Genomic DNA, 12,974 nt, shown 5'->3' with positions numbered 1-12,974 from the left:
GGTTTATCCGCCCTTTCTTACACTTGGGCGTTTGCTACAAGCTATTGTACATATTCACTGTTACAATGATCATTAATATAATACTATATCAATATATTCTTCATTATACATGAAAATCCCTTTCAAAAAGTGACAAAAAATTAAATTCTTTAAAAATTTTAATTTTTAAATTACAATTACTAAATACTATTTTTTATAGAGGTGATATTCTTATTGAGAAACCTGTCACTAATCTACTATTTAGGTTCCAAAATATGCATTACTCTCGCTGACATCGTATATGTAATGATTATTACAACTCATATTTATATAGCAACTAAATCAGCTACTATTACTGCTCTTTTTCCATTATTACAAGTTATCACAAATCTAATTGCTAACATCTCTGCACCACTTATGATAAATCGTTTTCCATCTTATACGCTGTTATATACGCTCCAATGGTTGAAAACAGTCTTTTTACTATTATTAATGATTTTGTTCCCGGTCTTATCCACAAACATTATAGCTCTATTAACTTTTATTTTTGTCATTTCATTATGTAGCGGGTGGAGTGCTCCATTATTATACGGTATTCTTCCGCGCCTTACACCGAAAGAAAAATTAGTAAAAGTAAATAGTATCTTTTCCTTTTCAACACAAATTGTGCAAGCCGTTGCTTATTCATTTACGAGTATTGTCGTTCTTCTCATTGGCGCTACTTCTACACTCATGATTAATAACATTTTAATGATTTTCGGATGCATTGCATTACATTTTTCATTACGTTCCATACATACTGAAAGAATAGCAGATTCTCCCTCTTCCAAAAGTACTGTTTTATTGGAAGGTTGGAAACTCCTATTTCAAAATCCTTCTCTCCGTACCGTTACATATATGGATTTAATCGAAACTTTCGCAGGGACAATATGGATTGGTGCTATTACGATGGCATACGTTACGACTATCCTTCATAAGGGCGAAGAATGGTGGGGATATATTAATACAAGTTATTATGTTGGCACGTTAATCGGTGGTCTATTAGCGTGGAAAATGAGTTCCTATATTCAAAACAATTTAATACGATCTATGTCGATTAGCTCTCTTATATTTAGCATTCTTACATTTTTATATGGTATGACGAGCAGTGGATTTATTGCGCTTTTTCTATGTGTTCTAATGGGACCATGTTATCAAATTAGAGATATTTCTCAAACGACTGTTTTACAATCAAGTGTTACCCCCGCTTTATTATCCAAAATGTATACAGCACATGGTGCACTTCTTTCAACAGCCTCTGGACTATCTATGCTTAGCATTGGCATTATTACTGATATGTTCGGTGTTCGTACAATTTATATCATCGCTTCTATTCTTATTTTATGTTCCGCTTGTTTATCCTTTAGTTTATTAAAATATCATAAGACAGAGCAGAACGATATTTCACTTTAATCACTAAAACAAAGAGGACAGGGATTCCTGTCCTCTTTGTTTATTCTATTCATGATAAGTTGGGGATTTTTCTATGCTTTGTCGCTTGTTCAAAAGCATAAGCTAATTTAATTAATATCCCTTCACTAAAGGCAGTGCTTGCAATGGTAATTCCAAAAGGCCTCCCGCTTTCCATATACCCTGCCGGTATTGCTATAGACGGATAACCCGCTTTCGCACATATAGTAGAACCTATATAGGAAGGAAACAGTATCGCATCAAGATTATATTTTTCCAATGCAAAATCAATGCCTTGTTCTTGAGAAAAATATATATCTTCTAATCTCGCATTTAAATATTCTGGATTTCGTAACGTATTAGGAAAATCTTTTCTTCCCTCTAACTTAGTTTGTCCATATTTTAAAGCTCTTTCTGCTATGTTTTTATTAAACTCCATTAACTCCGAAATAGAATGTACCGGGATAGTAGAAGGTAATTTAGAAAGATAGTTATCTAAACTATGCTTCAGCTCATAAAGCGGAACTCCCCAGCTCCATTCTCTATGAAAAGAAGGAATATCAATATTTTCTACTACTGTCGCTCCTTCATTACGTAATACTTGGATCGTTTCCTTAAACAAGATTTCATCATACTCACCATTTTCGTAATAATCTTTTGGTGCATCGTTAAACACACCAATCTTCGCTCCATTTAAACCATTTGCATCAAGGTAAGATGTATAATCCCGATATGCCCTACCGTCACTTTTGTGAGTAACTACATCTTTCTCATCCACTCCAGTTAAACTCCCTAACAAAATAGTAGCATCGGTTACCGTTCTAGCAAATGGTCCAGCTGTATCTTGCGAATAAGTAAATGGAATAATTCCTCTACGACTAATTAAACCGACAGTCGGTTTAATACCTACTACAGAATTTTGAACAGCGGGGCTCAAAATAGAAGCATCGGTTTCTGTCCCAACAGATACTACTGTAAAGTTAGCAGCAACTGCTATTGCAGATCCTGTACTAGATCCGCCAACAAACATATGATCCTTGCCCGTTCCATATGGATTGATTGTTTGACCACCTCTTGCACTATATCCAGCCCACATTTCAAAAGACATTGCATTTGCTAATTCTGTCATATTCGTTTTTCCTATTATCACTGCCCCTGCTTCTCGCAGTTTAGTAACGAGAAATGCATCTTCACTGCTTATATTTTGTTCTAGAGCTATTGTACCTGCACTTGTATGCATGAAGTCATTCGTTTCAATATTATCCTTAAGCAAAACAGGTATTCCATGCAATGGTCCCCTTACGCCGTTTGTCTTTCTTTCATAATCTAACGCTTCTGCAATAAAAATAGCATCTGGATTAATTTCTAAAATTGAATTGATTTTCGGCCCGTCTTGATCATACTTTGCGATTCTATAGAGATAATACATCACTAGCTCTTTTGAAGTTAGCTTTCCAGATTCCATTTCATTTTGAATATCTTGAATTGTTAATTCCTTTTTTAAGATTGGATTAAACTGAATTTCCATTTATATTCTCCCTTATATGAACTTTTTTAGCATATACCCCTTACTTTTTCAATTTTTCATCTCAACACATCCTAAATTAATATCCCTTTAAAGAAATTCAATATCCTTATTTAAACACCTTTAATTTCCCGAAAAATAAAAAAAGTCTGAAACGGATTAACCTTCGCTTCAGACTCTTACATTACTGTGCGTATACTTCATCTAATAAATGTAAAAACTCACCTTGTTTCCCAGCTAATTCAGGGCATTTTGCAATATCAACCCATTCATAGCAAAATACTAATCCTTTATCTTCCTCACCAGCACTTACAATATGTTCCCAAGTATCCTTTACATCTGTTAGTAAAGTTACATGGAAAAAGTGGCGTTTTTCATACTCCTGTTTTTCTTTCATATGTATAATGTAATCTGCTAAAAACCGCTCTATGCATAAATGACGCAATCCGGATTCTTCCTGTACTTCACGCAATATAGCAGCTTCTAACGTTTCACCTTCATCAACCGTTCCCCCTGGCACTTGAATACCAGCTTCATGTATATCACGATGTTTAAAAACAAGTAATTGCATAACCCCCTCTTGTTCTCTTGTAATATATGCATGTACTTTTTTCTTATATAACATCGTCATTGTACATCTCTCCCCTCAATTGTTCACTCTGTTACTTCTTCAAGCGTCAGTTGATTATCATACAAATATGTAGCTTGTGGATTTCCCACATACCTTACGTGCCATGGTTCATACCGATAGCCCGTAATCGTTTCTTTCGCTTTTGTGTATCGAACCACAAAACCAAATTTATGGGCATTTTCAGAAAGCCACTGACCTTCTTTCGTTTCCCCAAAAACTGTCTCTAACTGAAATTTAGCAGATTGAGACGTAATATCCATAGCTAGTCCAGTTTGATGCTCACTTGTGCCAGGAACCGCGCTAGACATTGCTGTTTTTGCTTCCCCGTCTTGTTTTTTATACATCGTATTTAATGCTTTTTGTCGATCAAAAGATCTAAATCCAGAAACTGCAAAAAGAAAAATACGCTCGTTGTCAGCCTGCTGAAACATATCCTCAAGCGCCCTCGCTGCCTCTTTTCTCATCTTTTTCTTTTCTTGATCACCTTCACTAGAGTAGCGCACTTTCGGAATAACTAAATCTGGCGGTCTATACCCATCTGGTAAACGCCTACTTTTATTTACAAGTACAAGCATTGAATTCGGATTATTAATTACCGCAATATCCCCATCCATATTAGCAATCGTTTCTTTCGCTTTCGGAAATATGCTATTTACACTTACTTCCCGCGCCTGCTTATCCTTATACATTTTATAATTGATTCCTGCTACTCCAACAATAATTATTGCAGCTACAATACCAAGTAGTGCCCATCTTTTTTTCATATAACGACCTCTTATTTTAATAATTTGGCCATTTCATACTCATCGATGCACTTTCCATCGATAATAAGAGCAGCTTTTTTGACACCTTCTTTCTCAAATCCAGCTTTTTTATATAGTGTCTGAGCTCTTGTATTGTGGGCCATTACTGTTAATTCTAAACGCCATACATCATGTAATTTTGCCCACTTCTCAACCTCTTTAAACAATCTCGTCCCAATACCTCGCCCGTTATACTCTTGCAAAATACCAATTACAATGGTTGCCACATGTCTCTTTCTTTGAATGTTATTTCCATTCACTAATATAAAACCTACTATCCTCTCATCTTCAACTGCTACAAATATTGTTGCATATTCATTTTCTATAAATCGATCGATTATTTTTTCTTGTTGCTCAGCTGTAGTTTTTCTTTCTCCTGGTTCATATAACATAAACTTCGTTTCTTCATCTAATTGCTTACTTAATTGTAAAAATGATGCTGCATCTTCTATTTCGATCTCTCTAATCACTTCAATCACCCTACCAGTTTCATAATAAAAAGTTTTCCTTATAAAAAGATTTTCTCTACTTTCTCGAAAATCCCTTTGTAAATCTCCTACTATAAATTGACAAATTTCGATATTACTATAACAACGACAAATTATGTCTATTCTGTGACATCTCACCATTACAAAGAAAAAACGCAAGCATTACACTTACGTTTTTCCAAGATTGAAGTGAGCTAATAATTATCGATAGATGTCCTGGCTAATTCACGTTTCACTTTATCCATTCACTTTATCCATTCACTTTTTCTGCCTGCCAAAAATATTCACCAAATGCTTTAGCAAGTGCATCAATTGATCGATTCAATTCTTCCTCTGTATTATCTACACCGCCAACTTCTATTAATATCGCTTGTCCTGATAGGTCTTGATTATAGATCCCATTTCCTGTCTGGAACCCTTTTTGAATGACCCCACGGCTCACTCCTGGATATTTCTTATTAATCGCCTCATGTAAAGCTGTCGCTAATTGTAAGTTTTTTTCATAGTTTTTATTTCCTTTCCCTACTACAAATGCAAGCTTTGCATATGATTTATCTCCAATTGTTTTTGTCGTTACATTCTTTCGGGCACTATCACGATGCAAATCAAAAAAGTATTGAAGATCTTTATTTCCAGCCATAGCTTGCTGCACAATTTCTCGTGACATTTTATACGAACTATTACTGTTTAAACCTTTACTTATTAACTTTTGACCAACATCACTCTTATCGTTAGTAGCTCCAATCCCTTCACCTTCTAGTTGTTCACGGAAACGATCTCCTAATATAGAAATATTCGACACAGAACTCGTTGCTTTATTCGGATTCGGGTCATTCGTTAAGTTAAGTAAAGGTAAATAAGATTCCCAGCTATGTGTATGATAAATAAACGCAACTTGTCTCTTCCCAGTCGTTTGGGACGGCTGTTTTTTCTCTTTATTCGTATCTTGTTTAGGTGCTTGTCCAGTTCCACTAGTCCGTTCCTTCACTACTTCTTCAAGAGGAACACTCGACTCTATCGGTAAGTTAGAATAATTTGTACCCTCACCCGCAATAACAATTTCTGTATCGTACTTACCAAATCCCGGGAGCTCTTTCCCGACAAAACTGCGTACATCATTAAAGCGAATATTTGTAGCCATAGAAAAGAGAAAAGAAGAAATTGAAAAATCTTGATTCAAATTTCGATACTCCTGTGTAAAATAATGATTCTCTTTTCCAAGTACATACATGTAACCATTCATCGATAACTCATTTAACCAATTATATAAATACGTTGACTTTGTCTCTTTCATAGAGGTTACCATCAGACTAATAAGAAAAAAAGTCGCTAGCACTGTAGTAATAACAAATAAAACTAACTTACGCATATTTGTAAACTTCATAAAAAAAAAGCCCCGATTCATACTATCACCTCTCTATTTCAAGTTATGTACAAGCCCTAGAGAATAGACCGTTAAAATTTCGGCTATATTGTTAATGAGGTGAAATGAATTGAAGCTATTAATAGGAATATTACCAATCGCTCTATCATTCATTTTTTATTTGTCCGCTAAGCAACCAAAAATCTCTATTGTGCTACATATTTCTGCGTACTTGGCACTATATGTACTTGGTACAATTATTTCCATTAATATATACGATGTTTTAATACAAGATTTAGTTTTCATGACGAGCATTCATGGAATTTTACTGAATCCATTTTTCCTTATTGCAGGAGCGTATATAGGAACATACACTTTGTACCTACTTTTGTCTCACATTATTATGAAAATAAAAAATGGAGCGTAATGAAATGCAACCACCATTTATCTGTCATACATGCAAAAAAAGAATTGTGAGAAAGAAAGACCTTATTACAGCCACATGGTACTTCCGCTTTTATTTATTTCACAGTGATTGTTTTAAACGACAGCAAGTGTTTATCTCACGATTTCTCCCTGTGAATACACTTTTCAATTTCTTTCTTATTATATATGGACTTATTTTTGGCAGTATTCTTATGATTACAGAACCATCTATTATTTGGCTGACTTTCTTTTTTCCTATTTTTTATCGGTTGCTTTCTTATTATTATGTTGAACGTTTTTTCTCTACATAACGCGCAGACTGACCTCTCGGAATACTTAAACATTCCCACTCATTTTCTTTTAACATCTTCCCAATGTAAATAATCTGACCAATATGCAATGCATAATGAGAAATTTGCCTTTCAATTGCTTGCATGACAGTATGTGCTTCACCGCGAATGTATACCGTCTTCAATAAGTGTTGCGGCGTTAAAGTATTCATCGTATTAAAAACATATTTCCATCCTTCTTGCCAAGCTATAAGGGTTTCTTCTTTTGAATGATAGCATCCTTCAAATTCACCATCTCGATTACGATCTGTTTTTTCACCATCAGACGTTAAAAAATCCGTCCATCTAGAACGCATATTACCGTGCAGATGCTTAATAATAATCGCTATACTATTTGTTTCTTCATGAGAAGACCATTGTATTTGTTCATATGATAATTGAGAAAGAGCCCGTTCCCCTTGTTTCTTTGTTGCTTTAAAGTTCGAAATCGCACATTGCAAATATTCTCGTCCGATATCCATATTAGCCCCTACCTTCACCCTAGCTAATTTTTGTTCCATTTGGCAATTCCATATTAGGCTGAAGTAACACAACATCATCAGCTTCAGGAACACCACCAAGCACAAGCACTTCTGATTTGAATCCAGCTACACGCTTTGGTGGAAAGTTTACAACAGCAACGATTTGTTGACCGATTAAATCTTCTGGAATATACCTTTTCGTAATTTGAGCACTTGACTGCTTTATCCCGATTTCTCCAAAATCTATTGCTAGTTTAATCGCTGGTACTCTCGCTTCTTTAAATTCCTCTGCATGTATTACAGTTCCAATTCTCAAATCCAAATTTAAAAAATCTTCAAAATTAGCCATTTATCATTCCCCCCAATTATTACTTAGACAAAATACAAAAATCCCCTTCAAAAAAAGAAAGGTGCCTAAGCACCTTTCTTTTGTAATTCACTTGATTCATTTGATTTATAGAAGAAGAAACCAAGAATCCCGCCAATACACGATGGAATTAACCATCCGATTCCTTCGTTATATAACGGTAACATTTGTAGTACATTAGAAATCGCGTCAATTTTAATTTTCGCACTTTCTAAACCGTTAAAGAAACTAATTAACAATGCACCTAAAATAGCTCCAATATAAATTGTATTACGCTTCCCAATCCACTTATGGAAATACGAAAGTACGATTAATACAATTGCAACTGGATAAATGATCATTAACACAGGTAATGTTACTGCGATTAATTGTGTTAAACCTAGGTTAGATACAATTAAACTAAATACACATACCATTGTTACAATCGTTTTATGCGAAAGTTTTGGGAATAAGTTTGTAAAGAAACCTGCACACGCAGATGTTAACCCAACAGAAGTTGTTAAACAAGCGAGTATAATAACAAGCCCTAATAAAATTTTACCACTCGTCCCATATAGCTCATTTACAACATTCGTTAAAATAAGGCCACCGTTTTCTGAGATACCAAGTGATGTACTTGTTGAACCAAGATAAGCAAGTGATAAATAAATTAACGTTAAACCAAGTACAGCAATAATACCTGATACTACTGTTATTTTTGCAATTTGACTACTCTCTTTTATCCCTTTAGAGCGGATAACTTGTACAACGACAATTCCGAATACGAGCGCGCTAATTGCATCCATCGTTAAATATCCTTGAATAAATCCACCAAAGAAAGCATTTTCTTTGTAAGCAGCTAACGGCGCAGCTGGCTCTCCAATTGGATCAATAATTGCCTTTCCGACAATAACAGCGACAATTAATACTAATAATGGTGTAAGAAACTTTCCGAACCAATCCACTAATTTAGATGGATTTAATGATAAATACCACGTTATTCCGAAGAAAACTATCGTGAAAAGAAATAGCATGTACCACTCTGAAACCATTGCCTCTGATAAAAACGGCTTCATACCCATTTCAAACGAAACAGCTCCAGTACGAGGAATCGCGAAAAATGGTCCAATTGCTAAATAACTAATCAATGGGAAAATAAACGCAAATATAGGGTGGACTCTAGAAGATAGCGCTTTCAAGTCCCCCTCTACAAACGCGACAGCTGTTACAGCTAGTAGGGGTAATCCGACTCCCGTTACAAGGAATCCTATTGTAGCAATCCAAACATTCTCTCCTGCTTGTTGACCTAAAACTGGCGGAAAAATTAAATTTCCTGCTCCTAAAAATAATGCAAATAGCATTAAACCAATTGCTACCGTATCACCTGGCCTTAAACGTCCCTTCATGCTCTTCATTTGCATAGCACTTTTTCATTGTTTATCTCTATATTTTACAATATGCTATGCATCCTCCTCTCTGCTCAAGATGATAAAATATGCCCCTTACAAAGCAGTGTCTTTCTCCATAATTTCTCCATTCCCCTTATTTTTACTCTAATCATTAATACAATTATTATTTTGAATTTTGATTTTTTTGAATTTTTAAATCATTAGAGTGTTATTACGTGGAGTGTAGATGTCAGACCTCTTTGTTTTTATCACACATATAGTAACATATTTAGTTGCAAAATAAAAACATATTTTCAAATTGATTTTTTTGAAAATCGAAATTATCTACATTTTTTATTCTCTTACACAAATATTGTTACAATCTCACCTATTATTCAATTGTTATTTTCAAATAACTTTATACACGTAACATACAAAAGCCATCTAATATATAATTAGATGGCTTTTGTTATGTTACTCTATCGTTTCAACTTCACGTGGATTTTTCATCTCTTCCACATACACAACTCTAAATCCGTGATCTTCTAAATCTTTCAATAATGTCTCTAATTCACCGTCGTTAAACTCTTCTCCTAATGTAAACATAATTCTACGAACTAATAAGGCATCATTATCAAAAGTCATCAAACTTTGAATACCAGTGTATTTCTTTAAAACTGTCGATAATTTTTGGATTGCTCCATTATAGTCTTGCGTTCCAATCATGACAGAGTATTTACTAGAGTGAACGCCCCATGCATCCTCTAATAACTCAAAAACTTTTTTATGCGTTAAAATTCCAAGGAAAACCCCTTTTTCATCAACTACTGATAAATAAGGCAATTTTTTTATTGTAAAAAATACTTTAAAGAAAGATGAATCTTCTCTCACAAATCCTTCTTTATCGTTTAATAATTGTATTACACTCTCATCAAGTGATCCTTTATATTCTAAAATATCTACTTTATATATATTCCCTAAAAATTTCTCTTTTTTTTCATCTAAAACTGGTACACAACGATACCCCGTTTTATTTAAATGCTCTAACGCTTCCCCAATCGTAATCGAACTTGAGCACAGTAAAACTTCCCTTTTCGGCACGTAATTCCCTTTAATCCTCATAAAAAGCCTCCTTATGTTAAAATACTTTCTGTGCCATAACTATATTATATTTTCAGAAAAAAATAAATGATTTATTTTATTTTTCTGAAAATTATTCATTTTCTTGTCATAATTTATTCATGAATCCTTCACTTGTATATTTTTGCTATCAAATCTTCTCTCTGAATTACTAAATGAAAAATATATTGTAACTTCTTTCAAAAAAAGCTAAAATAAGAATAAGAATTTTCTGAATATTCTAAGAGTAGGTGGTTATATGTCCTTATTACGCTCACATATATGTAAATTTATAATTGGTGTTATTGTTATTTTTGCCATAAGTCCTATTCCAGCTCTTTTTATTACACACAATTACTCTTATCAAAATGGATTTATTAGCATTTTTCAAAACTTCGCACAGCTTTCTTCTATATCAATTCCAAAGGTTGATTGGATGCATGAATCTATCTTTTTCTCAGCAAACCAAATGATACATACTTCTAATCATTCAACACCATTATTCCCTTACATATGGGAAATATATTTTATATCGATTGTTCGTTTTACTTTTACCCTTGCGATCGGATTTTTCATAAGTTTGGGTATCGGCCATTTATTTTTCAAAGTACCTAACTCGTTTAAAAAGTTTACTACTGTATTGAAATGGATACCTTACTCTTTTTGCACTGTAGTATTACAATGTTCAGTCTTATTACTACTTCTATACATCGCACAATTTATAAACCTTCCTTACTACTCATCATTTATCATCGTATGTAGTACTTCCATGATTATCGTTATGCAAGCAGTAAAAAAATGGATTCCTTTCTTAAAAAACACAAATGAATATGAAATAAAACATGATTCTTTTCTTGTAGACACATTGTTTTTAGCGCTTACTTCAAATCATAAATCAATTTTAGGTTCCATTATTCTTTCATTCGTTTTTATGGAATGCGTTTTTCATGCAAATGGACTGTTACAATTTATCGTTCAATTTGGCGGAAATTCACCTATAATTGTTACAATCGGCTTATTACTACTCTATATCCCATATAGCATACTTTCTTTCCTTCAAACACTATGGACCACAAACTACTCCAAGCAACAGTCATACACTTTAACGAGAAGTGTTCCAAAACCTTAATTTAAAATAACCCTCTATAATCTAAAAGTAGGGGGTTATTCCTTTTGTATAGCGGACAAAATAACAGCAAATTCAAAAACTATTACAGAAACATACCAATATTTACCCTTTTCCTTTGACTATTCTTTTCATTTGGATTTATTATAAAAGTATAACATAATTGCAGGAGGTGACATCTTTATTCCAGACCTTGGAATGGAGAACACGCTTGGACATATTAAATATTTTTCTCATCTTTGTACTTATTCTTATTTCTGGCTTTTTCGTTGCATCAGAATTCGCTGTTGTAAAAGTACGAAAAAGTCGAATTGACCAACTTGCAAATGAAGGTAATAAACAAGCTTTAGCTGCAAGAAGCGTCCTATCTAATTTAGATGTTTATTTATCAGCTTGTCAGCTCGGAATTACAATCACTTCTTTAGGGCTTGGTTGGCTTGGTGAACCGACTGTGGAACATATACTACGACCGCTCTTTGAAAAAATTAATATTACTGGAACAATGGCTAACACTTTATCTTTTGTTATTGCTTTTAGTGTTATTACATTTTTCCACGTTGTATTAGGTGAATTAGTTCCAAAGTCTTTCGCAATTCAAAAAGCAGAAGCAATCACACTCAAATTTGCAAGACCGCTTATTTTATTTGATAAAATTATGTATCCATTCATTTGGCTACTCAATAGTACAGCTATATTTTTCACAAAACTACTCGGATTAGAACCTGCGAAGGAAAGTGAACTTGCTCATTCTGAAGAGGAATTGCGACTCATTTTAGGTGAAAGTTTTAAAAGCGGTGAAATAAACCAAACCGAATATAAATATGTAAATAACATTTTTGAATTTGATGATCGAGTTGCGAAAGAAATTATGGTTCCTCGTACCGAAATGATTTGCTTGTCTACTGAAAATACGTTAGAAGAAAATATGGATATCGTCGCTACTGAAAAATATACACGCTATCCAATCATTGAAAAAGATAAAGATGATATCATTGGGATGATCAATACGAAAGAAGTATTCCATGATCAAACGAAAGGTATTTATAAACCACTTGAATCTTATATACATCCTGTTCTAACTGTATTTGAAACAGTTCCAATTCGTAAAACGTTAGTCCACCTTCAAAAAAATCGCGTTCAGATGGCAATCGTTATGGATGAATATGGTGGTACTGCCGGACTTTTAACGATGGAAGATATTCTTGAAGAAATCATTGGAGAAATTCAAGATGAATTCGATGCTGATGAATCACCTATGATTGAAAAGCGTACACCTAAGCTTACTGTTTTAGATGGAAAGGTGCTTATTTCTGAAGTAAATGATATGTTTGGCCTACATATTGATGATAGTGATTTAGATACAATCGGAGGATGGCTTCTCTCTCAAGCAGTTGACTTAAATATTGAAGCTGGCTATTCCATTGAATATGCTGGTTTTCAATTTAAAGTATTAGAACTTGATGGACATCAAGTCAAAAAAGTTGCTGTACATAAACTAGATATTAAAAAGGAGCTATAAA

14 protein-coding genes are annotated in these 12,974 nt (G+C 33.8%); 5 read left to right on the top strand and 9 right to left on the bottom strand.

Annotation, left to right across the window (positions count from 1 at the left end; translation table 11 throughout):
- Positions 1–213 precede the first annotated feature (213 nt).
- A complete protein-coding gene (locus tag ACTFN4_RS11040) occupies positions 214–1,431 on the top strand; it encodes an MFS transporter (protein WP_069358027.1) in 1,218 nt (405 codons plus the stop codon).
- A 49-nt stretch (positions 1,432–1,480) separates the two neighbouring features.
- Here ACTFN4_RS11040 and ACTFN4_RS11035 read toward each other — a convergent pair whose 3' ends face one another.
- The 5 genes from ACTFN4_RS11035 to spoIIP all read right to left on the bottom strand — a co-directional run bounded on the left by ACTFN4_RS11035 (position 1,481) and on the right by spoIIP (position 6,280).
- Positions 1,481–2,956, bottom strand: coding sequence for an amidase family protein (locus ACTFN4_RS11035; protein ID WP_000405401.1), 1,476 nt, complete (start codon positions 2,954–2,956; stop codon positions 1,481–1,483).
- Positions 2,957–3,137: 181 nt separating this feature from the next.
- Entirely contained in the window at positions 3,138–3,584 is a 447-nt protein-coding gene (locus tag ACTFN4_RS11030; protein WP_000178293.1) for an NUDIX hydrolase, read from the bottom strand.
- Between the two features lie 23 nt (positions 3,585–3,607).
- On the bottom strand, positions 3,608–4,348 hold the full coding sequence (locus ACTFN4_RS11025; protein ID WP_000747649.1) for a M15 family metallopeptidase: 741 nt from the start codon (positions 4,346–4,348) through the stop codon (positions 3,608–3,610).
- An 11-nt stretch (positions 4,349–4,359) separates the two neighbouring features.
- Complete coding sequence (locus tag ACTFN4_RS11020) at positions 4,360–4,857, bottom strand: GNAT family N-acetyltransferase (RefSeq protein WP_000617568.1); 498 nt, start codon at positions 4,855–4,857, stop codon at positions 4,360–4,362.
- Between the two features lie 268 nt (positions 4,858–5,125).
- Positions 5,126–6,280 carry a stage II sporulation protein P gene (gene spoIIP / locus ACTFN4_RS11015; protein WP_001079278.1) on the bottom strand — a complete coding sequence of 385 codons (1,155 nt, stop codon included), beginning with the start codon at positions 6,278–6,280 and terminating at the stop codon, positions 5,126–5,128.
- Positions 6,281–6,368: 88 nt separating this feature from the next.
- Between spoIIP and ACTFN4_RS11010 the strand changes: the two genes are divergently transcribed.
- The gene (locus tag ACTFN4_RS11010) at positions 6,369–6,665 is read left to right on the top strand and encodes a hypothetical protein (protein ID WP_000770738.1); all 297 of its coding nucleotides are present in this window, start codon (positions 6,369–6,371) and stop codon (positions 6,663–6,665) included.
- A gap of 4 nt (positions 6,666–6,669) precedes the next feature.
- Positions 6,670–6,975, top strand: coding sequence for a hypothetical protein (locus tag ACTFN4_RS11005; RefSeq protein ID WP_033686886.1), 306 nt, complete (start codon positions 6,670–6,672; stop codon positions 6,973–6,975).
- On the opposite strand, the gene ACTFN4_RS11000 is transcribed toward ACTFN4_RS11005, so the two are convergent.
- From ACTFN4_RS11000 to cbpA, 4 genes are all read right to left on the bottom strand, one after another.
- A complete protein-coding gene (locus ACTFN4_RS11000; protein WP_000435831.1) occupies positions 6,948–7,514 on the bottom strand; it encodes a DUF1572 domain-containing protein in 567 nt (188 codons plus the stop codon). The genes ACTFN4_RS11005 and ACTFN4_RS11000 overlap by 28 nt on opposite strands.
- Positions 7,495–7,824, bottom strand: coding sequence for a chaperone CsaA (gene csaA / locus ACTFN4_RS10995; RefSeq protein ID WP_001263013.1), 330 nt, complete (start codon positions 7,822–7,824; stop codon positions 7,495–7,497). Before csaA ends, ACTFN4_RS11000 begins: the two co-directional genes overlap by 20 nt.
- 65 nt (positions 7,825–7,889) lie before the next feature.
- Positions 7,890–9,227, bottom strand: coding sequence for a branched-chain amino acid transport system II carrier protein BrnQ4 (gene brnQ4, locus ACTFN4_RS10990; protein WP_011110049.1), 1,338 nt, complete (start codon positions 9,225–9,227; stop codon positions 7,890–7,892).
- A 456-nt stretch (positions 9,228–9,683) separates the two neighbouring features.
- Positions 9,684–10,331, bottom strand: a complete 648-nt coding sequence (gene cbpA / locus ACTFN4_RS10985) for a cyclic di-AMP binding protein CbpA (protein WP_001220526.1) — start codon at positions 10,329–10,331, stop codon at positions 9,684–9,686.
- A 256-nt stretch (positions 10,332–10,587) separates the two neighbouring features.
- On the opposite strand from cbpA, the gene ACTFN4_RS10980 reads away from it, so the two are divergent.
- Both ACTFN4_RS10980 and ACTFN4_RS10975 read left to right on the top strand, forming a co-directional pair.
- Positions 10,588–11,457 (top strand): hypothetical protein, encoded by an 870-nt coding sequence (locus ACTFN4_RS10980; RefSeq protein ID WP_000055268.1) that lies wholly within the window; start codon positions 10,588–10,590, stop codon positions 11,455–11,457.
- Between the two features lie 208 nt (positions 11,458–11,665).
- Positions 11,666–12,973 (top strand): hemolysin family protein, encoded by a 1,308-nt coding sequence (locus ACTFN4_RS10975; RefSeq protein ID WP_000353738.1) that lies wholly within the window; start codon positions 11,666–11,668, stop codon positions 12,971–12,973.
- Position 12,974 lies beyond the last annotated feature (1 nt).

Origin of the sequence: Bacillus cereus group sp. MYBK95-2 (genome assembly GCF_051915225.1) — a bacterium.
GTDB lineage: Bacteria > Bacillota > Bacilli > Bacillales > Bacillaceae_G > Bacillus_A > Bacillus_A cereus.
This window is presented reverse-complemented; position numbering and strand designations above follow the sequence as displayed.